The following is a 22,091-nucleotide window of genomic DNA, read 5'->3' as shown; positions in this document are numbered from 1 at the left end:
AAATAGTCGGTAGTGTGAAATACCAGGCGCAAAAGAGAGCCCAAGGGAATGACGCAGCTGCGTCCTCACTTTTTGTTGCGTGTGCAACAGGAAATTTGAGCAAATTGTACTATAATGAAAGTTGAAAAGCAAAGGAAAAGACGGTGGTAAAGGTGAACACAGTTTTTACTTATTGGTTTTACGGTTTAGCAGCGGTTTTACTCATTCTTTCCTTTGTGAAAGACAAAAGTAAAACACTGTTGTCCTTAAAAAATGCGTGGAAAATGTTTATAGGCGTCCTACCACAATTTGTGGCTATCCTGCTTTTTGTTGGATTGGCGCTTGCGGTGCTTTCACCGGAAACAATCAGGCGCATGATCGGCGAGGAAACGGGATTTACTGGTATGCTCTTAACTTCGCTTATTGGCGCAATTACGTTAATCCCCGTAATGATTGCGTTTCCCATTGTTGCGGAACTTTTGAAAAACGGCGCGGGACTTACACAAATGGCGGTATTTGTTTGTGCACTTACTACGGTTGGGAGCATCACAATCCCGGTAGAGATAAAATATCTGGGCAGGAAAACAGCCATTCTCCGGAATGTACTTGTGTTTCTATTCTCTTTTATCACTGCTTACTTAATGGGGGTTTTTCTCAAATGAAAACGGCAATACGAAAATACTGGTTTCTATTTATAATTGTGCTCTGCAAAGGTATCGTTTGGCTATATGACCCGCAGATTGGAAAAACCACATTGGCTTTTAGCAGAAAAAACGTTATCAACTTCCTGTTCATACTTACGCCTGTTTTCGTATGTATCGGGCTGATGGACGTATGGGTTGAACGGGAAAAAATGATACGGATTATGGGAGCTGATTCCGGTATAAAAGGAATTGTCGTTGCCCTGTTGTCGGGAATGATAACGGCTGTACCCTTATATGCGCTGCTGCCTGTTGCCGGGGTGTTGTTAAAAAAGGGAAGCAGAGTTTCAAACGTGCTGATATTTCTTTGCGCAAGCGCAAGTATCCGTATTCCCCTGCTCTTTTTTGAAATATCCTCTTTGGGAGCGCCATTTACTCTGATCAAGTTTGGTCTTAATCTATTGGTTGTCTTTGCGATTGCCTTTATCATTGAAAAACTGTTGTCCGATCAGGATAAAAAGGCAATCTATGATAATGCGGACAAGCTATAACAATACTGATCATCCATATCCGGCGGTTATTCATTGACATCAACAGACTACTGTGATAGTATATGGGAAATGTACAATAAAGAACACACACAATGAATATGAGGTGAACACGGGTATGGAAAAGACACTGTTTGATTCAGAAAGAAAGGTAATGGAAGTAATCTGGAAAGAAGGAGAAGTGACAGCCAAACAGATTTCCCTGACCCTACGTGATACCATCGGCTGGAATAAGAATACCACCTACACGGTCATTAAAAAATGTATCCAGAAGGGCTTTATTGAACGCCTGGAACCGAATTTTGTCTGCAGGGCTCTCCTTTCCAAAGAACAAGCAGTTCAGGATGATACCAGGGAATTTGTAAACCGTGTCTTTGACGGCTCCGTCCCCCTGCTTTTTTCGGCGCTGTTATCCCAGAGGGCCCTGTCAAAAAAGGAACTGGAGGAGTTAAAGCAAATGATCAATGAAATGGAGTGAGCCTATGAACCTGCTGCAGATGAGCCTTTCGGCTTCCGTTCTGATTCTGATGGCCGTGGCCTTTCGGAAGTTCTTTTCTGACAGAATACCCAGAACCGTTTTTTCGCTGCTCTGGCTGCTTGCCTGGTGGAAGCTGATGATTTCCGCACCGATGGGCTTTCCTGTGCCTGCGGCGCATTCGTTAAGCGGAAAAATGCCGGATATCACCGCGGCTTTACCTTTTTCGGCGGGAACCTGGCAGACAGCCGGGGCCGGGCCAGACTTTGGATGGAATCTCCTTAAAATCCTGTGGCTTTGCGGCGCTGTAGCTGTCAGCCTGTATATCGCTTATCTTCATGCCGCCAGTATGAAGAAATACCGCACAGCAATTCTCCTTAAGGAATCTTCCTGGATTCCCATGTGGCTGGAGCAGAAGCGTTCCTTCCGCAGAATTACCGTCCGAGTTTCGGACGAGATTGATTCCCCTTTAACCTATGGTATCTTCTTCCCAGTGATTCTGCTTCCAAAACAGACCGACTGGGCGGACAAAGAAAGCATGAAGCTGATCCTGGAACATGAAGCGGCTCACATCCGGCACCTGGATGCACTGAAAAAGCTGTGCCTGAACATATCCTGTGTCTGCCACTGGTTTAACCCTCTGGTATGGCTCATGGCTGCCCTGGCCTGCCGGGATATGGAGCTGGCCTGTGATGAAGCCGTAGTCCGGGCCGTGGGAGGAGAAAACCGTAAGCTTTATGCCGATTTACTGGTAGAACTGGAAGCAAAGAGAGCCGGAATCCATCTTCTGACCTCAGGTTTTGGGCAAAGTCTTATGAAAGAACGTGTCCTTCATATCATGAATAGGAAAGAAAAAGTTTCCCTCACAGGAATCCTCTTTTCCCTTGCCATGGTCATAAGCTATATCACCGTTTATGGCGCAATGCCCTCCGGCACTTTTTCTCTGAACTTCCGGAAGGATGACCCGACCCTTGGAGGCATCTTTGAACTGTACTCCGTGGAAGAATACCAAAGGATCGTAGATGCTGTAAAGGTAGACAGAGGCGAGAAAGACCCGGACGCCGTAGCCATGGAACGGGATCTGAACCGCCTGAAAGCTGACAATGGGAAAGGAGAATATGTCATTCATAAAGGGGCGTTTCTTATGGAAACAGAAACGGTTATGGTCTCCTTTAACCCAACCATTGTCATGCGGCCAGAACTTGTGAACCGGAATGTGCTTCTGACTGCCGAAACCTACCGTAATGATATGGCAGAGGTGGCAGAGATTCTGGACGATGCAATAGCAGACGGATTTCTCACAGAAGCGCAGAGGAAACGGGTGATGGACAAAATGGAGGAGAATCTGGCCGGGATAGAATCAGCCCCAGTGCCTTGAAAAGGAATGGTGAAAAATATGAGCAGAATCCTACTTTTGGAAGATGATTTGAGCCTGGTAAACGGATGGTGATGACAGAGATTCCTGTGATTCTTCTCCTTTGTCTGCTGCCCCGGTATTGTCTGTGGCGGCGTTTCTGGAAATCTCCATAGCCGGTTCCTGGGATTCTTCCGGCTGCTTTCGGCCTTTGTCCTCCTTGAAGCCTGTAAAGAAGCTCCCGGTTGCCACTGTCAAACATAACAGGATAAGCAAGAAACCTCCCTTTCTGAACAACTGCTTTAAATCTTCCAACTAATCATCCCCTCCATATACTTCCTTCCACTAGTCCTCTGTCAGCCGGTCCGAATGCCACCACAGCTCACAGCCACCCTCCGGAAAAATAATCTGATTGGATATATACTGAAAACCTCAATCGTCAAGGGGACGGACCACGGTTTTGTGGGTACAGCATTCACAGTCAGAGTTAACGTTCCGTCATCATTTTCCGTATAACTGACCACCTCCGGATATGGGATATCCGGATATTCAACCTCATAAAACCCTCTCGGCCTGTATTCATAAGTCTGATCCTCCGGGATATAGGCGGCCTTCCTCTGCAGCTCCTCGTGATCGATTTGCAAATGCCGCTCAATGACATGTTCAAATACATCTGCCGGTATCCTGTAAACGGTCCCGGCATCTAAATCATCATCCTGCGTAAAAGGAATCGACTGCTTATAGATATCCGGGTAGAACCTGTCGAATAAATCATAAAAATCCAGATTCCCAAAATCCTGTTCACTCCAGTCCGTAAGGAAAAGATTATTTCCCCCATACCCTACCAGCAGCAAATACTGTCGGTTTAATCCCCTGCACGTTTCATCCAGCGGCTCAACCCTCAGCGCCGTATGTTCCGGTTCATCACTGAGGGAAAGCACATAATAGCTTTCGGAAAAATAACTTCCCTCAAACAGCAGGTAGCCTTCTTCCGTATATTCCCACGATTCTGCCGGATAGCTTACGGTACTAAAGTTTTTCAGAATCCCATTGCTATACTGATAATATCCTCTGGTTACGTTTACTGCTCCCTCTGCTGTATGAAGGTCATACTTTATAAATCCGCCGGAGCTGGTGACTGCGATTATGGTAAGTTTGTCATCCTACGCTTCCTCTACGGATCTGCAAAAGCGTAAAACCTGTTCCGAACCTACTATGTCAATCTGATTTTCTTCGTCCACCACAGCATAACCATGTTCTCCAATCCGTTCAACCATGCGTCTTGTCACTTCCAGCTCTCCAACCGTTCCCATTTCTACTGCCTGTTCATAAATATCACGATAAAGCTCTGCAATGGATTCTCCATCGGAATCACGGTTTTCTCCCATTTGTTCCTTTTCCGAATATTCTTCTCTGACTTCTGCATATTGCAGTATCTTCTGATTTTCCTCTGCCTTTTTGCCGCATCCGGACACTATAAAAAGAAGGACACCTGCAGCAATAAACAGTTTTTGTTTTCCCATGTTTTTCATCTCTGTCAGACCACCTTTTATCAATATCTTTTATTTAAGAATTCCCGCCATGCGCAGCAGATACCTGGCATTTGTGGTAATGCGGCGCCCCACATTTTGGCAGCAGAGAAGCATTGCACATCTATTTATCCGGCTGGGTTACGACAAGACAAACCTGATGCCCTGCCATAATCAGAGCTTCCAGTATCTCCACAGAAAATTGCGGTGTTCCCATAAAAATGACTTTCATTTATTATCTCCACATCCTTTCAAGTACTGACTTTCTTATATAGGGATATCATACTGCATGATAATGTTATGGAAACAGTCATGGAACCCCAGTTTTCTGTAGAGTTCAACGGCCTCCTCCGAACCGCTGAGCGTAACTGCCCTTATTCCGTTTTCAAAAAGCTCCCCAAGTGCCTGTGAGCATAACGAAATTGCTGCTTTCCTCCTGCGGTATTCCTGTAAGGTGGAAACAAATTCCAAAGACGCCGTATCCCCTGTCCGGATTGTAGATGCTGTAGATACCGGTTTTCCATCCATCTCGCACAGATAAAACCGGAGATTCTCTTCCTTATACCCTCTGCGGTTAAAAAGCCGGAAAACGTACTTCTATTATCACCCTGTTGACCGATTTTGAGAAGACTCCGGGTTCTTATTCCACAAGTTCAATGGAATCCACAATGCTCATCCTGCTGATCTTCCGGAGTGGAATACAGGTTGCCAGAATACATGCCCCGATGGAAAGGAGCGATGCACAGGCTATCGGAATTACAGGAACTGCTGTCAGCCGGATGGTATCCGTTGCCCCGGCCTCCACAAATACGGTACCCAGATATCCGGCGATACTTCCGATTACCGCCGCGTTCCTGCCATAATAAAATCCTTCCCACAAGAACACCCGGAACAGACTTCCCACACTCATACCCACAGCACGCTGTATCCCGATCTCCATGATCCGGGTATGGATATTGGTGTACACCGTATTGATGATGTTCAATATCCCGATCAGACCGATGAACAGAATCAATCCCCAGGCCAGAAACCGGATCTGGGCTTCGCTTTCCTCATACTGGCGATCCGTCTCTTCATAGGATACCGTAGCTGTCCCTGGTATCCGCTGGCCAAGTTCTTCCAGCACCTGATTGAAAGCGGTTCGGTCAGCGCCGTCTTTCAGTCCCGGACATAGTTCCGCATAGGTATCCGTTCCTGTAAGACCAGAATAGATCCGGTCGCTGACCAGAACCTGAACACCGTTTACAAATCCGTTGTTTCCCACGCTGAAATAACCGTCATAGCCGCTCATGGACAATAGTACCGGGAGCTTTTTCCCGGACACAGTGACCGTGCTCCCTTCTTCCACATGGGTCGTTCCGAAGGAAACCCCATCAATCTCCATGGGGATGGGATTGCGGATCACGCACCCCTCCCCTGCTTTCAGCATGTCAAGCTGCTCTTTTGTCAGCCTGGAAGCGAATTCATGATCCATCCAGCAGTCATTGAATCCGAATATCTGAAAGGTTTCGCCAACCCCCAGCACAATATCGGTGTCAATCCCCATGGGCCGGTTCTGCTCATCCAGCTCATAGAGGGAAAACTGCTGAGCCGCCACGTAATCCACATTTTCTCCCAGCTCCAGCGCTTTTTTCTCCTCCGGTGAGATACCCTCGTACTGATTGACGATGGAATAATCCCCCAGGTGTTCGGATAACGAGCCGGATACGCCAAGCAGCGACAGAAAACTCTGCAGCGTGATAAAGACGGTAATGCTCATGACCAGGGACAGGACGGTTACCGCTGTCCGACCTTTACTGCGGCTCAGATTCAGTCTGGCATAATACCGTTCAAAGTTCCGGATCTGTTTGATCTTCCGTTTCTTACGTTTCACCTGTCCCTTTGTTCCTGTCATAGCCGTGACCGGTGACACTCTGGCCGCAAACCGGGCCGCCGGAGCTGCAGCCAGAAATGTAAATGCCAGAGTTACAAAGGCACTGACCAGCAGATATTCCCATTTCCCCGTACTGTTGGCGTCTATCAAAGCCTGGAGCTGTTCTCTGCTTCCTGCCAGAAACATCTCCGGCGAAAGCTGATTTAATGCCGCGGTCAGAATCCCCTTTGCGGACAGACAGCCAAGCAGCAGGCCAGCGGGAATCCCTGCCATACACAACAGCAAGATCTCAGCAGCAACCACACGATACAGCTGCCCTTTCTCTGCACCGATGGCCCTGAGCGTACCATACTGCCCGATCCTTCCAGAAACGGCGATTTTCAGAATATTATAGACCACCAGCCCGGCCGCCAGCAGAATCAGGGCAACGACCACTACCCCCGCGAACACCAGCCAGGAAAAACCCGCATCATCCATAGCCAATTCCGAATCAGCCGCCTCCGAACGGTAAGAAATGCCGAGCGCATTCAAAAGGGGGATATTGTAAAGAGTGTCTAGCTCATGAATCTCCAGCTTTTCGCAGAGGTCATCCATCACAGCCTGAAAGTTCTTAGGATTTTTGGTACGGATATCCATACTATAATAGAGATACTCCGGGGGAAGAACCGCCTCTGCCGTCCCCTGTCCGGCAAGGCTCAGGATATGGCCTCCGGTATAGCCAAGGAAGTTACTCTCCGTGATTCCCACCAGAGTAAACGCAGCCGTATAATCAAAAGCATCCACCACAATTCCATGGCGAAGAGCTTTGGAAAGGGAAAGGCTGATGGTATCCCCAATCTTCCCGTTAAATCCCAGAAACTGCAGGGCGTCTTCCGGCAGGGCCAGTTCCATAGGAGCTTCGGGCAGCCTCCCCTCCACCAGACGGGAGTATGTGGGCCAGGCGGCAATCCCGCCGTTCCAGTATTCCGCCAGATCCAGGGAAAGATGGTCATTCAACTCATGATCCCCCAGCGGGACAGAACGGCCAGTGTAGGACAGACGGGAATCATTCTCCAGTATCCGTGCCTTTTCTTCCGTAAGCTGCACAAAGGTTGCGTAGCGGTCCCCGCCGATGGCGACTGCCTGCTGCTGACGCATGGCAGAGAGGACGCCGACGGACTGTCCTGCCGCAGTGGTCATCATGGTGGACAAAATCACCGCAATGAGGATCAGAAAAGAAGTCAGTTTCTGTGAAATCACTTCCTTAAGCGCCAGAGTAAGATAGCTTTTCATCTTCCGCCCACCTCCGTCAGCATGCCGTCCACAATGGAAAACCGCCGGTCGGCCATTCCAGCCACGCGATTGTCATGGGTGATGATAACCAGCGTTTTTCCCATTTTTTCATGTACTGCCCTGAGCATTTCCATCACTTCCCCTCCGCTTCTGCTGTCCAGATTTCCCGTAGGCTCGTCCGCGAAGATCACGTCCGGCTGTGCAATCAGCGCACGGGCAATGGCCACCCTCTGCTGCTGCCCGCCGGAAAGCTCATGGGGCAGATGGGTCAGCCTGCTGCCGATCCCAAGCAGTTGCGTGAGCTGTTCCAGATACGCCTCATCCGGCTGCTTTTTGTCAAGAAGCAAAGGCATCAGGATATTTTCCCACGCAGTCAAAACCGGAAGCAGGTGAAACTGCTGAAAGACAAAACCGATGCTCCTGCGGCGCAGTGCAGACCGTTCCCGGTCAGAAAGGCTGTAAATATCCTGACCGTCATAAGTCAGCCGGCCAGACATCGGCTGATCCAGTCCGGATAACAGATGGAGCAGGGTACTTTTCCCACTTCCTGACGGGCCTGTGATCGAAATAAAATCACCCGGCATGATCTGAAACGAAGCCCGGTCCAGCGCCGTTACCCGGCTTTCCCCCTCCCCATAAATTTTTGAAAGCCCATTTGCTTCAATTTTCATAAAAATACACTCTCCTTATCATCATTTTGCATCTGCATAGACAGGGACTGCCTGTATGCATGCTTTATGCTGTAAAAAGAGTGTAATGGACAAATCTCAAGAAACGCTCAAGATTTGATAGTTTTAAAAAACGCCGCAGCCGCCCCGCCGCCTTCCGGTCTGTTATCCAGACAGAGTTTTCCGCCGTGTTTCAGGCACAAAAGGTTGCTGCTGTACAGCCCCATACCAAAATGCTCTGCATTTTCCTCTATTTTCCCAAAGGGTTTCGGTCCGTTCTTCACCAGTTCAGGCGGAAAGCCGGGTCCGTCATCTGCAACCATAAGACACAGCATATGTCCGGTCAGTGTAAGGCGAACCTCCAGTTTCCGACAGGCAAAACGCGCCGCATTTCCGATCAGGTTTTCTGCCACGGTCAAAAAGATTCCATGATCTATCCTGACGATCCCCAGATCCGGTACGGGCAGTATGAGATCAAGTCCGGGCGCAAGCAGATGCGCAGTCTCTTGCAGTTCTTCCAGAAGGGCAGAACCGTCTGTGTCACAAAGCCGCACCTGTATCTGTTCCAGCCTCTGGATGCTGCTCATAGCCTCCACATACTGTTCCACCCTCAGCACATAGCGTTCCATCCTCTCCAGCGTATGTTCATCCGCCCTTCCCCCTTTCATCAGCTTCACGCTTCCCTTCAGAACCGTCACCGGATTGCGCAGGTCATGGGCAAAGGCCGCATTGAGCCTTTTGCGTTCCTCCGCCTGCTGCCAAAGCTTTCGGTTTGTTTCCAAAAGCTCTTTTCTCATCATCTCAAATGCGGAACAGATCTGTCCCAGTTCATCTGCCGATGCCTCCGGCATGGAAAAGTCCAGGTCATGGTTTCGGATGCGCCCGGTTCCCATTTTCAAAATTTCAATGGGGACTTTCAGCTTCAGACGATAAAACAGAATCCCGGCAAAGCCCAGTCCGCCTGCCGGAAGCAGTACCGCCGAAAGCAGCCGGACGCCGTCCAGCAGCTCCAGAATCTGCATCTGTTCCCGATCCGGCCCGGCCAGCTCTGTAACCGTGCCATCGGAATCAATGGCAATCCCTCCCTGGGGATACCTCTCTGCAATTCTTCCGCATAACAGATACACTCCCAGTGTAAGCAGAAGCGCAGTCACCAGGCAGAAGACGGACAGCAGAAAAAAACACCGCTTCAGCCCCATATTTTTCAGCCGTTCCATCGGTATCCGCACCCCCAGACTGTTTCGATATAAGCGGTAAATGTATGGGCTGCCAGCTTTGCCCGAATTTTCCGGACATGCTCCATAACCACATCGCTGCTGCCCTCCCCGTCAATCCCCCACACGCTCTCATAAATGCGCTCCCGGTCAAACACCTGCCCTGTATGCAGCGAAAGCAGCTCCAGGATATCAAACTCCCGCCTGGAAAATGCCACCGGCTCCCCGTTTACCGTCACGGTGCGGGCCGTATAGTCGATGGCAAGCTCTCCAAAAAACTTTACCGCAGAAACGTTCTGCCGCCTCTGCTCCCTCCGCAGATGAGCGGCAACTCTTGCATCCAGTTCGTCCAGATCAAAGGGCTTTACAATATAGTCATCCCCGCCTGCCTGAAACCCCGCAATCTGGTCTGCGGATGTTACGCGAGCTGTCAGGAAAAGAATCGGACAAGTCACATGGTTTCGTATGTTTCGACAGACGGAAAGGCCGTCCATACCGGGCATATTGATATCCAGCAGAATCAGATCCGGCTGCATCTGTGCTTTTTGAATTGCTTCCTTCCCATTATAAGCGGTCAAAACATCATACTCTTCGGAAAAATAACTTCTCATCATATCCACAATTCCCTGCTCATCATCCACAATCAATAATTTCCTTTTCATACGTTCCACCTTCCACAAAGATTTTTTTATTATATCATATAGAAACACTTTTTAGTCGGAATACTCGGACTTTTTGTGTGCAAAGAGATAGGGAATGTATAATGACCTTATTCCCACAGTTTGTCATAAAACGGCTCTGCAACTTTCATATTCCTGCTATGATGGTATACGCTTTCTGAGATTGATAAGGCGAAATACATCATCCATAATTTCTCTATCCCGCACATCCAGCATCAACCATTTCTGTCCATTTCCGGTTTTTGTGTTTTTGAATACTGTCTGTACATAGTCGGAACATTGCGGCATAAGAAACTCTGCCTCCGTAAATTCACGACTTCCTACAACCACGAGAACAATAAAATAGCCCTGCATCGGATAGAGTGTACAAAGAGACTTTCCGCCTTTTTTATACTTAATATTCCAGCCTGCCTGCATAGAACAACGGCTGTGTTCCATCCAGGGCCTGGTCCGATAGGTGGACTGAATACGGTTATTAAAATCTGTCCATAAAGAATTGTTAATGTATTCTGTGACTTGCTCTATTGAAGGAGATTTTTCCTTTGAATATAGCGTATTCCAATCCATTCTGAATTCCTCCTTAGCCTTTATTTTTCAGCGGCAGGGGCTTGACCCAAATTTCCATACAGGCCATCCCATCCAGGTCACGGTAATATTTTTCTGCCGAAAGAGGCTCCGTGGTTAAATTGTGGTGGGGCAGCCAGATACTAAAAAGGTATTTGCCGGCCTGATCTAAAGCAACCGTTACCAAATCCTCAAAATTTTCTGCTTCGTTTCTGCAAACGATCTATTCTCCTGCCGGGAGTTCTCTCTTAACAAAACCATCCTGCAGCCGGTCCGGAATATTTTGAACCAGGCCGCCTGCAAAATAAGTGAAAAGGTTTTGTGCAATACTTTCCCCATGGGACATTCCCATTTCTACAGCAGTATTTAGATTGGCTGCGATGGAAGCCTTCTCCATGTGATAACGTTTCCAAAGCTGTCCTGTTACATCTACACCTGTGCTTTCATCAGCCGGCATTTGTTCGGAGATACGGACTTCTGTTTCCAGGCCAAGGTAAATTTCCGGTTTTTCCAATGTCCTTCTCTGGATTTCCAGGACGATATTTCCTGCCACCAGTGGAACCCCCTCGTCTACTAAAACATAATTCATGGAAACTTCCGGCCTGGCGAATGTATTGAGCATTGGCAAATCCCTCCTGTAGATTTCAGGCGTAATCCCATACGTTTCCTTGAAAACCCGTGTAAAATTGCCGTGGCTTGAAAAGCCATAGTCCAGGGCAACGTCAAGAATCCTCTGGTCGGTATTTTTTAGATTTTCAATAACCTTTGCCAAACGGCGTAGCTTCACATATTCCTGAACCGGTTTGTTTACCAGCCTTTTGAATAATCGCTGAAAATAAAAGGAGAACAGACCGACAGTATTTGCCAGTTTTTCCGCTGAAATTTCTTTTGTCAGATGTTCCTCGATAAAAGTCAGGGATTGTTCGATTGCTTCATATGCGTGCATTGCGGCACCTCCTTAAGTTGATGATCAAATCATATCATTTTATTATTTGCCAGGCTTATCACGCAATGCGCTTTTTGATTGGGAAATTTCAATATAATCAGCCTTAATCATACCATACAAATAGTAATCGCAGTATGTGTTTACCATTTTACCTCCACGGATAAGCCCCTCACGCTTGAAGCCTGCCTTTTCCAAAGTTTTATAGGATGCAATATTTTGTATGTGAGCATCAGCCCATAAACGCTGTAATTCCGTTTCTTCAAAGCAGAAGGTAACTGCTCTCACCAGCGCTTCTGTCATAAGCCGTTTGCCCTGGCAGGCAGATGAAAGGCGAAATGCCACTTTTGCCATGCGGTCATTTTCAATGAGATATACCTACATATCGCCAATAACTTTATGATCCTGTTTATGGATAATATCCCAATGAAAACTTTTCGTAGGTTTCTCTTGCTTTTGGATAAGTAATTCCGGGTTTAAGTCACTTTTCCCGGAGCGTTTGCCCCAATACTGATAAATAGAGCTGTCACCCCTTTAAAAGTTAAACACTTGTCCCCAATCAAAACGGCCGGATGCTTCTGTGCTTTTCGGCCATTCGCTGCACCATGCGGGAACACCGGGCGTTTCAACCCTGTCAAAACTCGGTGTATAGGGCTTGATGTCCAGCACAGGCGTATTGTCATCCGCGTCAATGAACACAACACGAATCATGCCGTTGGTGAAATCAATGTTGGTTATTTCGGACGCTGTTAATGCAACAGGTATTGGATAGTGCGGAGGGGTGACAAAACAAATACAACTAATAAAGGGACTTCCTCAATCCTTAAAAGACTATGACGGTTATAGTCTTTTTTCATGCGGTAATTACCGTAAGAAATAACCCCCTATTCCCACAAGCGGAGAAATACCCAACCATGATATTCCGCAATCCAATCTCCCAACAATTAACGTAAGAAAATCATTTATCAGTACCGAAACCAATCAATCATATCAATCAATATCACAGGAGGGCAAAGACCATGAATAAAAAGCAGGAACAGCAGATTTTAGACTATTACAGCATCACCGACAAATATATCCGTAGCAAGACACACTCCAATGCGCATCAGAGTGTATTTACCAAAGAAAGCGATAATTACCAATGGCTTGTTTTGGAGCAGAAAAGCCAGTGCGAAGTCGAGGTAAGGCAGACCGACAGTCATGGAACAATCACAGTGAGGGATAATTGCGAACTGACAAGGAATATCCCTAAGTGCGTGGGCGTGGAGCGTTTATGTGAGGGCACAAATTTTCAGATACCTTTTAACGCTGATGAAATCAACTTAATCTATCAGTTTGGGGAGCAGGACAAAGCGGAAACGTGCGCCAGTCTGTCCGCTATTCTTCCGCAGGTAAAAGACAGCAATACAAAGCAGATAGCTTCAGAACGAGAGCCGACAGCATAACAGGCAACAAGGCAAGATTAAGCGGAGGGAGGAAGAAATTTAATGAAAATGCGATAGAAATATAGGTGTGATTGTGGTAGTATCTTAATTGAATAAATCGTAGCTTATGGAGGTACATTATGAAAATCAAAAAAATGCTTGGTGCAGGAATGATTGCTGTTTGTTTAATGACAGGTTGTGCAAATCCAATGGTTGCCATATATGACAACGATATAAAAATAGCAAGTAATACAAATTCATATAACCTTAATAATTATGAACAGACAGCAGAGGACGGACATTTTACGGCAAGCGTTGAAAAAATGGAGGGTATGGACACCATATGGGTTTTTGACGCAGAGGAAGATAAATCTTTAGATATAACATACACAATAAATGTCTTCTCTGGAAAGATGAAACTGGTATTGATAAATCCAAAGGGAGATGTTTCAATCATTGCTGAATGTGACACCGAAATGTCAGAGCCTATTCAAAGCACTTTGAATGTAGAAAGTGGAAACAATAGAATTAAGATAGTTGCGGGCGAGAACACAAAATTTGATTTTGAAATTTCTATTCAGGAGGGGGAATTTAAGGAGTTAGGTTAAATATTAGATAACTGTCAACTATTACCACAATCACAACTAAATAAGTAACACAGCGTCAGAGCGTATAGAAAAATCTATGCGCTCTATTTTATTGTAAAGGAGCAGATTTATGAGCAAAGACAGCAAGGCACAGCATAGAGCCACCCGACAGCACCCACCCACAAAAATTATCGTGGAAAGCCACTATGTAGGCACTGAAAAAATGGAAACGGTATTCAAGCGGATAGCCGAGGAACAAATAACAAAAAGGGTTAAGGAGATAGCGGAAAACAGCGTAAGTGAGATACAAGAGGGAAAAATGCCCTGCTTTTTTAGCGGGGCATTTCAAATTCTATATGGGTATGGTGTTCCAGTGGTATTTGAAGCTCAATCAAATACTTTTCAGGGTTCTTCTCATTCCACGGGCCTCTATGCACGATTTGACGCATCGGGTCAAATATTTTGTATTCACTGTTTTTCTGCAGCCATTCGGCAAAGGCAAGATAAGCTCCTTTTATATTTGCAAAATCGCCATAGACCATTGTGCAGGCCATATGCGGGACTGTTCTGTCATACGGAAACAAAATGGGTCATTTGCATTTCCCATTTTCTTTACTGGAGCTCACAGTTCAATATCAACATCTGTCTCCCGAAATTCTGTATCGTGATAAATAGAAAATGTACTGCCCGTTATTTCTGTTTTTTGCGCCCTCGTAAAAGCAGAGAGTTCTTTCCATAAGTCGCCCTCGGAATAGTAGTCTGGTACAACCCTCCGCAATGACAGCACCTGATACCCAGAGATTGGCTTAATGGAAATGTTATAGTGCAGCTCTCCTTTGCCATCCTATATTTCACTTTTTGCAAATTCGATTTTCCGCAGTTTTTCCTATTCGGCCTGTATTGCATTTTCTATCTCCATGCGCTTTTTGTCGAGATGTCCGAAAAGTGATTGCTCGTCCAACGTCAGAGCAAGCGCAATTTCTGAAACATTCAGTCCACTGTCCCGCAAATACAGGATTTTATTCAGGCGCGGTATTTGATCCACCGAATACAGCCGGTGTCCCGTCCACTTGTCAACCTCTGCCGGCGTCAGGATGCCTGTCTCATCATAATAGCGGAGCATACGAACAGATAACTGCGTCAGCTTTGAAAACTCTCCTATCCGAAACATTGTTTTGCTACCTACTCCATGTCATACCTTGTCCCATGTGCTGTAAACCACTCGCCGGTGATTGCTACAACAGGATTCGCTTTTATCTGTTTTATTTTATTCGAAAGTGCATGAGTAATGATATAAAATGAACCATTTTCGTAATAGGCATTTACATATCGCGCATAAAGCGTTGCGTTTTCCGTTCTTGCCAACGAGATAATGGTATCTTTCCCGAAACGTTCCATCATGATCTGTTCTGCTTCGCGACTAAATTGTTTCATGAAATCATTCTCCCTCTGAAGCATGGTTTCCCCCCTGTTTAAAGTTCTTACAAGCCGTAAGTTGTCAAACGGATATGCAGTCTATCCCCTCAGATTTTTTAGGGCGTCCGGGTTGTTTGAGATGATCTCTCCAACAGTCTGACAGCTTTCCATGTCTGGGCAGTCACCACATGTTTCCGCATCTTTTTTCAATGCACACTGACGAATTCCGCAAAGACTATCGCAGAATACAGTTTTCGCTCCATCAACGCGACATCCTTCACAATTGATATGTTCAGGCAGAATGGAGGCATTATTTAACTCGGCCCATAGTTTTGCAGTTTTCTCACGCAACGCCTGGTCGTCATTGATTGTTGCGAGATATGCATCGCATTTCCCACAATCCAGCCCACAGTATGCAATCATATTTCTCATGGTTATGTACCTCCTAAAAATCCTAATTTAGCGTTTCCCCATCTTAATAAATTCTATCAGCTTTTCCACATCGTCAAAATCATCATAATCGCCAATAATCCCTTTACGATGATACAGGATTCCTCTCTTTTCATTTTCTTCAAGGCAGTCAAGAAGATTTTCTATCCCATATCTTTTTATAAATAATGTAAATCCATATGGCTTGATTTTGTTCAGCAACCCTCTTTTACAATCCATTTCACAGGCATAACAGCCTGGAAGTTCCTTTTCCATGGAACATTTTCTGTTTTCGCATTGGGTGTAATCAGGACAGTTATCCGAATAGCAGCCATTGCATTTTTCATTTTCTGAACACAGGCAACAGGCAAGCCCACACCTTGCAATTCCTAATTCTCGTTTCATTCTTTCCCTTCCTCAACTCTCGATTTGTTTATTGGCCCGCCATGCATTCACTATCCAGAAGTTTCGTTAAGTCCTCCACGGAGGCGTCCATTTTCACAGAGTTCTCCTCCATCGTCATGCCGGAAGCAAGAAAACGCTTTATCACCATTTTCATATCCTCACCGACCTCTATGATATGCCCGTCCAGATCATAAAAACGAATCACCCGCTGGCTACAGCTATGTTCGATTACTTCTCCCAGATATTCAATATCCGGGTATTCTATCAGCCTGCACAGAAATCCGTCAAAGTCCTGTTCCTCAAAGACGATTTCCGCATTGTTGGATTTTTTTAATACCTTTTCTTTGGGCAGATTCACAAGCCAGTCAAAATCCTGCTGCAATGCCAGGCCGCAGGTAAAAGCGATATTCCGTCCGTAGTCCTGAAATACTTCCAGTCCAAACAAATCCTCATAAAATTTTTTGCGGCGTTCATGTCGGCCACTGCTATCACCGTACATGTGTACTTCATAGAATGATTCCTTTCCGCTTTACTTTTTCTAATTCTCTTTTACTGTTAGCTGTCTCTGATACAAATAGCGCTGTATCTGGATCATTACTTTTTCCTGTGCAACTTCAGATCAACCTTTCTACGGGATGCAATCTCCGAAAGCACCCCTGCGGCAAAAGCGCTTTTCTCTTTGAGCGTGAGAGTTTCCATATCCGGCCTGCTCCCTATTTTCCTGAGCGCCTCCCTAATCTCCTGCAGATTCAAAAGGTTTACCGCAACGCAAAAAAGGGTCTTTTTACGGCCGCCATTATAGCCGGACAATAAAATATCCAGTATTTTCATCTTTTCCATCTGCTCTGTATTGTAGGCTTCGGCCCCAAACTGCCGGACCTTTTCCAGATCAGCCCTTCGGTTGCGATGTGTAATAAAGGAATCAAAATCATCAATATGCTCATATTTTTCACATGGGTACTCCCTGCATTGACAGCAGTATTCTACTCCTCTGTGCTCCATGCTGCACCTTGCGATCCTGCACGACTGATTTCCTTCCCCTCCACCGCAGCCGGGGCAGTTTTGGTTCAAAAACATAGGGCAAAGTCCACAATTTAGACCACAAAGGGACAAGAACTGATTTTGTCGGTTAAATCCTTTCATGATACCTCCCAAACAGCTTGCCTGTACCTGATTTGACAAGCAACAACTGAATCCTCTCTGGTAAACAAAAATACAGGAATTTATATCATTGTTTATGGAATTTCACAACCGAAATGGTATAAGTGGTCAAATGAAAAGTACTGGAAAGAAAAATAAGATTGCAGGTTTCAACCAACAATCGTTCAATGGATATTTTATCATCTTTTACACCATTGCAACTATCAATGATAATGCAATCCGTCTCCTTTCTTTGATTCCTCGACCACCATCAGCGTAGGTATTTGACTATTCAACGGATATACGAATGGCTTGGCTGGTTTTTCTGATCCTGCCCTAGAGAAAATATACCAACTATCACTCAACTTTAAGCTTGCTAAATGCTTCGTGGTCATAATGTAAATTCATAAATAATTCCCCATTCAATCAGTTTTTTTGCCGTTGGCCCCGTAATACCGGACAGCACACTGGAAAGAAGCTCCTTACTGTAATTTTGTTGTTTTGCATAGTTTTTCAAAAGAATTCCGGTTTCCGAATCAGAAAGCTCGGAATATTTTTCTCCTTGAGAAACGGCATCCAAAAACTGGAGCAGGCCGACATTTTCCGATGTTATATTGGTAGCAGGCCGTTTCAGCCGGACGGTCTGGGAACCTACGGTAACAGTACGCCCTTTTGTCGATTCTTTTGATGTTACGATCTCCAGTGTTGCCGGCATCTGAGTTGTCAGACCAATCTGATTAGCAAAAGTGGCTCCGGCAAAGTATCCATAGGTTTCTGTCGTACTTTGGATATATTTGCGTACAATGACTTTCATGGGATCTAAATAACTTTTTTTCAGTAGCCGTGACGCTTTGGGGAGATAATAAATCCCCGTATCAAAACGGGCTAGGTCGCCTGATTTGAGCATCCGTTTGAAATAGTGGCGCAGGGCATTGTCATTAAATCCATCCAGACGGATCTCGTTAATGAAAATCGGTTCGTTGAAACCATAGTTTTTTTCCAGATATTCCTTCAGCATACAAGTATCCACTCCTTCCACTCTCCCTACACTACTATATTTTTACCAAAAAGGTCAATAGATATGTCAAGATATAGTCTGTATGTTTTTGCAAAATTATATAGAGAAGATAACGGATTGGATATCTTTAGCTGTCTATAAATCTATATGTTTTCATTGTTCATCAAGTATTATTGTCTTGGTCGTGCCCGGCAGTTCCTCCAAATCTGGAACGGCCTATATTGCAATATGTATATCTGGCAACATCTTCATCCGTCATCCACCCAAAATAATCTGGCAATTTCATCATTACACTCGTCTATATCATGGCCGTCTGCAATAAATTTCTGTCCTTTCATACTTCCAAGCCGCGTTTTGTCCCTTGTATGACAGTACTATGATCCACACTCCTTAATTGCATCCCCTACTGTTATGTCATTCCCCCGATAAGAAATTTCTTCCGCTTCCACTTTACAATATGTATCATACACCAGATCAAAATCTGTAAATTCGTCCAGCAATGTTCCGACATCATACATCTGCTTCATCACTTCCATATCTTTTTTACATTTAATGGAATCCCTGTTGTATGTGGCTCAAATGCCGTCAGTTTATTACCAAGAATACAGTTAATATCCGGCGTTTTTACCAGCAGATATTCTGGCTCGGTTAATAATAAATCATTCCTTATTTCACAGTCCACCACTTTTGTATAAGGGTTTTCAGCAAATAAAATATCCAAAAGAATATAGATATCTTTTCCGGTGATCGGAGACTGGTAAGTAAATTTAAAATGCCTCTTTTCAATGCTGTTTTTACCAATGCGTACCTGTTCCTCACATTGTTTAAATGGAAATATCGTTGATGCTTTTGAAATATATGTATCCACATCCGTATCCGGCGCAACAATAATATCTATATCCGTAGACAGTCTCATAGGATGCTTTAACAAAAGGAGCAGGCAGGTGCCTCCTTAAAAACAAACGGCATTTCTACCCGCCTGATTGCCTCTAATAAGCCAAATGCAAATATTGCCCTTTCTAAAAGCGCAGGATTTTTTTTGCTCTGTTTCTGTAACATCCGGATATGAGATTCATTAAAGTTTTCTTTTGTGAGCATAAATTTATTTCTTCGTTCTGAGTTTTATTCTTGTCTGACTATGAATAATTTTCAAAATATCATCTTTTACATGTCATCGCTTTGCATAACGGAACATCTGGCTTTCATCAATAATATATTTTTGAAACGCCTGCTCCAGTACACCTGGATATTCCGCCTCGCTGAAGGTTGTCTTTATCACTTTTTCTGCGGTCATATCAACGAGCATTTTTTCAAGACAGGTATGCCATTCCACTTTCTTTCCTTTTGGCGCTTCTGTCGGCAGCTTTCCTATAATGATAAGATCATCCTGCCAATATAGATGATACTCCTTTACAGAAGGATTTAATAAAATCTTCCCTGGGAATTTTTCTTTCAATGTTTCAAACACAAAATCACCCAGATCTGCCTCAACAAACACAAAGACTGCATTGTGAGCAATCTGGTGGTATAAAAATTCATTCATCTGTACCAGTTCAAAAATCCGGTATTCTAAAAAAGGATGTCTTTCATAAATCAATTTTTGAATGATTACTGCAAGCTCCGAATACTCATAATCATATACCGGCGCCTGATTATCCGGAATGCAATACAGATTCCTTCCAACTCTCGCAATTTTCCCCGATTCCAACAAGCACTGCATTTTCAATTTATAAGACGCCAGGCTCAGCCCTTTGTATTGTTCTTCTAAAACCCGAAAAATCTCCTGCCTGTCAAAAGGCTCCTTATTTTTTAACAGAAATATACCGCTGTCATTGATCATAAAATCATCTCCATTAGCATATCGGCACTTTTTGTTTGAAAGTGCCGATATGCTAAACCTATATTTACTATCTTCCTTTCCTATATCATGCCGATTATCAATTTGATTATGCACTATGAAACAAAAGCGGCAACCTCAGCATTCCTTACCGGAACCCTCATTCCCCATTGGAAAAATAATCCCTTACATTACAACATTTTGCAGATTATCGTTCTCCATCCAGCCGGTCATATCCTAGGTGCCCTTGTGACACTTTTGCATGGTTCAAAATCTGGATGAAGGGCCTGTCCTGATTTTCCAACGCTTTTTTATAACCGGCTTCGGTCAGAAACAGCCTCATCCGTTCACCTTTATCTCCTACGGGAGACTCCCCCGAAAGCACATCAAACACTATCATATGCATTACTTCCGGGTCAAAACGTTCCAGTGCCATAATGTCATGCCCTTCCAGTTTCCGGGCGCGGACTCCTGCCTTGCCACAGCAACCATCTCCCCAACCGTCCTTGCTTTCCAGGGCAGGTGATAATTTCTCTGAATGTCACAGTTCAGCTCCCTGCAGTCATCTTCCGAAAGCTCACGAAGTTTCTTTAACAGATTTTCTGCAGTTGCTTTTATATTATGGTCACGGGTATACCGGAAGATCACAGCAATCTCCTGTACTGCATCATACCTGTGGCAGCCTTCCAGCTCGAAAACTATCCTCTTTTCATCCTCAGTCAATGTTATCATATATTTCCTCCAATCCGGCCTGATCGCCTGTAAATATCATCTAGCTGCTTATTTCTGTTCCCCCTGCATCCTTATCATCCGGAAAGAACTTCTCCAGAATGTCGATACTGTCCTTAGACGTATACCCCCATAGGATAGAGCTGAGTGCGTCAATCGCCTCCCGCCTCCTGCGGTAATAGGTACGAAAGCTGATATCCCGGATATGGGGGCGCAGTTTCTCTATGATCTCCTCCACATTTCGGAGCTGCTGCGGGGAGAGGAAGGAGTAGTACAGCAGCCAGTAATAGTTCTCCCCGTTTTTATGCTTGGTACGGAGCAGATCGATGGAGGTATCCAGAAGTTTCAGCATCCGGTGGCTCCGTTCAATGCATTTGGCATGGTGCTCAATGCTGCGGTCTGACAGGTCTATCCCGGCCACATAGACAGACTCCAGAAAATCCTCGATGGAACTCCCATACTCTATCTCAAACCGGCTCCGTACCTGCTGGACGGACAGCTCCAGGCTCCATACCACATCCCTGTATTTCTTCAGCAGCTTCCAGGTATCATGGTACAGCGGGTTATCGGCAATGTTCATTTCTTCCTGATCCTTTTTCAAGCCCTGGCACCTCCTTCCCTGTCTTTTTCGGTGGGAGAGAGCGTCAGCTCCAAGGTGTAGACCGGCTTACCCTCCCCACAGGATACGGTTATCCCGAACCGTACAGCCCCCTTCTGTATGTGGGATATATACTCTTCCCTGCAGGCGTCAGATAAAGGATATAACTTATATATGGATTTCGGGCACCGAAAACAGGAAATGCCCTGTGCATCAAGGATCTGCGCCATTTTTGTGATGACAGCTTCCATGTTCGATTTTGAAACGCTGGATAATTCCTCTGAAACGAATATCTCATGCTTTTTAACAGCGGAATCTGCCTGCGGATCTGTTTCATCCATTTCATCCGGCAGTGTAAGATTGATTTTCAGAACCATGGCAACCTCCTCCTTGTCAACAAGGACATCTGATATCTGGAACATGGTGGAAAGATAGCTGTGCAAATAGAGCACACTGCCCGTTCTTCCGGGGAATGACATTAAAGAGATATAGTCCATGTCAGCAAGTTTTTTCAGCACACGCCCTGTTGTGGCTTTGGAGATGCCCCAGCGGACAGCCATTTCACTGTAAGTTGCCAGCGGGGAGCCGGTGCCGTTGCGAAATAGACCACCGGGCCAATCTCCGAACCCTGCACCTGGCTGTCATTGTAGACAGCGGACATCCACAGGTCCAGCAGGATATCCATTTCGGAGCAGCGACCGGCGCTGACCAGTTCTGTCGCAACCACAGTGGGCATAAAGAAAAAGCCCGTATTTTTTTGACAGGGGC

Annotated in this window: 24 protein-coding genes and 8 pseudogenes; 6 read left to right on the top strand and 26 right to left on the bottom strand. The window is 45.5% G+C overall.

Annotated elements, in window-relative coordinates:
- Nucleotides 1–143: 143 nt before the first annotated feature.
- The 4 genes from D5281_RS00820 to D5281_RS00805 all read left to right on the top strand — a co-directional run bounded on the left by D5281_RS00820 (nt 144) and on the right by D5281_RS00805 (nt 3,021).
- On the top strand, nt 144–641 hold the full coding sequence (locus D5281_RS00820) for a hypothetical protein (protein WP_330584732.1): 498 nt from the start codon (nt 144–146) through the stop codon (nt 639–641).
- Nucleotides 638–1,171: a permease gene (locus D5281_RS00815; protein ID WP_160558250.1), complete on the top strand. Its 534-nt coding sequence runs from the start codon at nt 638–640 to the stop codon at nt 1,169–1,171. The genes D5281_RS00820 and D5281_RS00815 overlap by 4 nt, the downstream gene beginning before the upstream one ends.
- A gap of 115 nt (nt 1,172–1,286) precedes the next feature.
- Nucleotides 1,287–1,646: a BlaI/MecI/CopY family transcriptional regulator gene (locus D5281_RS00810; RefSeq protein ID WP_160558249.1), complete on the top strand. Its 360-nt coding sequence runs from the start codon at nt 1,287–1,289 to the stop codon at nt 1,644–1,646.
- 4 nt (nt 1,647–1,650) lie between these two features.
- Nucleotides 1,651–3,021: a M56 family metallopeptidase gene (locus tag D5281_RS00805; RefSeq protein ID WP_160558248.1), complete on the top strand. Its 1,371-nt coding sequence runs from the start codon at nt 1,651–1,653 to the stop codon at nt 3,019–3,021.
- A 30-nt stretch (nt 3,022–3,051) separates the two neighbouring features.
- Here D5281_RS00805 and D5281_RS00800 read toward each other — a convergent pair whose 3' ends face one another.
- The 12 genes and pseudogenes from D5281_RS00800 to D5281_RS00745 all read right to left on the bottom strand — a co-directional run.
- Nucleotides 3,052–3,312 carry a hypothetical protein gene (locus D5281_RS00800; RefSeq protein ID WP_160558247.1) on the bottom strand — a complete coding sequence of 87 codons (261 nt, stop codon included), beginning with the start codon at nt 3,310–3,312 and terminating at the stop codon, nt 3,052–3,054.
- A 41-nt stretch (nt 3,313–3,353) separates the two neighbouring features.
- A pseudogene (locus tag D5281_RS00795) lies at nt 3,354–4,385 on the bottom strand (DUF6070 family protein).
- A gap of 268 nt (nt 4,386–4,653) precedes the next feature.
- Nucleotides 4,654–4,758 (bottom strand): annotated as a pseudogene (locus D5281_RS26835) (methionyl-tRNA formyltransferase); the annotation flags it as partial.
- 35 nt (nt 4,759–4,793) lie between these two features.
- Nucleotides 4,794–5,078, bottom strand: a pseudogene (locus D5281_RS00785) (GNAT family N-acetyltransferase); the annotation flags it as partial.
- Nucleotides 5,079–5,166: 88 nt separating this feature from the next.
- Nucleotides 5,167–7,671, bottom strand: coding sequence for an ABC transporter permease (locus tag D5281_RS00780; protein WP_160558245.1), 2,505 nt, complete (start codon nt 7,669–7,671; stop codon nt 5,167–5,169).
- Nucleotides 7,668–8,342 (bottom strand): ABC transporter ATP-binding protein, encoded by a 675-nt coding sequence (locus tag D5281_RS00775; protein ID WP_160558244.1) that lies wholly within the window; start codon nt 8,340–8,342, stop codon nt 7,668–7,670. The genes D5281_RS00780 and D5281_RS00775 overlap by 4 nt, the downstream gene beginning before the upstream one ends.
- A gap of 107 nt (nt 8,343–8,449) precedes the next feature.
- Nucleotides 8,450–9,556: a HAMP domain-containing sensor histidine kinase gene (locus D5281_RS00770; protein ID WP_277935092.1), complete on the bottom strand. Its 1,107-nt coding sequence runs from the start codon at nt 9,554–9,556 to the stop codon at nt 8,450–8,452.
- On the bottom strand, nt 9,544–10,215 hold the full coding sequence (locus D5281_RS00765) for a response regulator transcription factor (RefSeq protein WP_160558243.1): 672 nt from the start codon (nt 10,213–10,215) through the stop codon (nt 9,544–9,546). Before D5281_RS00765 ends, D5281_RS00770 begins: the two co-directional genes overlap by 13 nt.
- A gap of 156 nt (nt 10,216–10,371) precedes the next feature.
- Entirely contained in the window at nt 10,372–10,800 is a 429-nt protein-coding gene (locus D5281_RS00760) for a DUF3788 domain-containing protein (protein ID WP_160558242.1), read from the bottom strand.
- Nucleotides 10,801–10,813: 13 nt separating this feature from the next.
- Nucleotides 10,814–11,743, bottom strand: a pseudogene (locus tag D5281_RS00755) (AraC family transcriptional regulator).
- A gap of 42 nt (nt 11,744–11,785) precedes the next feature.
- Nucleotides 11,786–12,094, bottom strand: a complete 309-nt coding sequence (locus D5281_RS27305) for a GNAT family protein (protein ID WP_330584729.1) — start codon at nt 12,092–12,094, stop codon at nt 11,786–11,788.
- Between the two features lie 180 nt (nt 12,095–12,274).
- A pseudogene (locus tag D5281_RS00745) lies at nt 12,275–12,511 on the bottom strand (TrmO family methyltransferase domain-containing protein); the annotation flags it as partial.
- Nucleotides 12,512–12,759: 248 nt separating this feature from the next.
- On the opposite strand from D5281_RS00745, the gene D5281_RS00740 reads away from it, so the two are divergent.
- Both D5281_RS00740 and D5281_RS00735 read left to right on the top strand, forming a co-directional pair.
- Nucleotides 12,760–13,185 carry a transposon-transfer assisting family protein gene (locus D5281_RS00740; protein ID WP_277935091.1) on the top strand — a complete coding sequence of 142 codons (426 nt, stop codon included), beginning with the start codon at nt 12,760–12,762 and terminating at the stop codon, nt 13,183–13,185.
- Between the two features lie 119 nt (nt 13,186–13,304).
- A complete protein-coding gene (locus D5281_RS00735; RefSeq protein WP_160558241.1) occupies nt 13,305–13,772 on the top strand; it encodes a hypothetical protein in 468 nt (155 codons plus the stop codon).
- Between the two features lie 311 nt (nt 13,773–14,083).
- Here the strand turns inward: D5281_RS00735 and D5281_RS26830 are convergent.
- From D5281_RS26830 to D5281_RS25300, 14 genes and pseudogenes are all read right to left on the bottom strand, one after another.
- A pseudogene (locus D5281_RS26830) lies at nt 14,084–14,922 on the bottom strand (MerR family transcriptional regulator).
- 32 nt (nt 14,923–14,954) lie between these two features.
- A pseudogene (locus D5281_RS00725) lies at nt 14,955–15,185 on the bottom strand (pyridoxamine 5'-phosphate oxidase family protein); the annotation flags it as partial.
- Between the two features lie 81 nt (nt 15,186–15,266).
- A complete protein-coding gene (locus tag D5281_RS00720) occupies nt 15,267–15,599 on the bottom strand; it encodes a DUF3795 domain-containing protein (RefSeq protein WP_160558239.1) in 333 nt (110 codons plus the stop codon).
- A gap of 27 nt (nt 15,600–15,626) precedes the next feature.
- The gene (locus D5281_RS00715) at nt 15,627–16,001 is read right to left on the bottom strand and encodes a DUF3795 domain-containing protein (protein WP_160558238.1); all 375 of its coding nucleotides are present in this window, start codon (nt 15,999–16,001) and stop codon (nt 15,627–15,629) included.
- Nucleotides 16,002–16,029: 28 nt separating this feature from the next.
- Nucleotides 16,030–16,511: pseudogene (locus D5281_RS00710) on the bottom strand (VOC family protein).
- A gap of 84 nt (nt 16,512–16,595) precedes the next feature.
- On the bottom strand, nt 16,596–17,144 hold the full coding sequence (locus D5281_RS00705) for a DUF3795 domain-containing protein (protein WP_160558237.1): 549 nt from the start codon (nt 17,142–17,144) through the stop codon (nt 16,596–16,598).
- 388 nt (nt 17,145–17,532) lie between these two features.
- A complete protein-coding gene (locus D5281_RS00700; protein WP_160558236.1) occupies nt 17,533–18,159 on the bottom strand; it encodes a DUF6088 family protein in 627 nt (208 codons plus the stop codon).
- Between the two features lie 374 nt (nt 18,160–18,533).
- The gene (locus D5281_RS00695) at nt 18,534–18,677 is read right to left on the bottom strand and encodes a hypothetical protein (RefSeq protein ID WP_160558235.1); all 144 of its coding nucleotides are present in this window, start codon (nt 18,675–18,677) and stop codon (nt 18,534–18,536) included.
- Nucleotides 18,678–18,685: 8 nt separating this feature from the next.
- Entirely contained in the window at nt 18,686–19,075 is a 390-nt protein-coding gene (locus tag D5281_RS00690; RefSeq protein ID WP_160558234.1) for a nucleotidyl transferase AbiEii/AbiGii toxin family protein, read from the bottom strand.
- A 255-nt stretch (nt 19,076–19,330) separates the two neighbouring features.
- On the bottom strand, nt 19,331–19,999 hold the full coding sequence (locus D5281_RS00685; protein WP_160558233.1) for a DUF6577 family protein: 669 nt from the start codon (nt 19,997–19,999) through the stop codon (nt 19,331–19,333).
- A gap of 205 nt (nt 20,000–20,204) precedes the next feature.
- The gene (locus tag D5281_RS26405; protein WP_334296597.1) at nt 20,205–20,432 is read right to left on the bottom strand and encodes a DUF5720 family protein; all 228 of its coding nucleotides are present in this window, start codon (nt 20,430–20,432) and stop codon (nt 20,205–20,207) included.
- Nucleotides 20,402–20,728, bottom strand: coding sequence for a hypothetical protein (locus D5281_RS26825; protein ID WP_334296596.1), 327 nt, complete (start codon nt 20,726–20,728; stop codon nt 20,402–20,404). The genes D5281_RS26405 and D5281_RS26825 overlap by 31 nt, the downstream gene beginning before the upstream one ends.
- Before the next feature lie 40 nt (nt 20,729–20,768).
- A complete protein-coding gene (locus tag D5281_RS00675) occupies nt 20,769–21,305 on the bottom strand; it encodes a hypothetical protein (protein WP_160558465.1) in 537 nt (178 codons plus the stop codon).
- 17 nt (nt 21,306–21,322) lie between these two features.
- Nucleotides 21,323–21,841 carry a MarR family transcriptional regulator gene (locus D5281_RS25300; protein WP_277935090.1) on the bottom strand — a complete coding sequence of 173 codons (519 nt, stop codon included), beginning with the start codon at nt 21,839–21,841 and terminating at the stop codon, nt 21,323–21,325.
- Nucleotides 21,842–22,091 lie beyond the last annotated feature (250 nt).

Source organism: Parablautia muri (assembly GCF_009917485.1).
Classification (GTDB): domain Bacteria; phylum Bacillota; class Clostridia; order Lachnospirales; family Lachnospiraceae; genus Suilimivivens; species Suilimivivens muri.
This window is presented reverse-complemented; position numbering and strand designations above follow the sequence as displayed.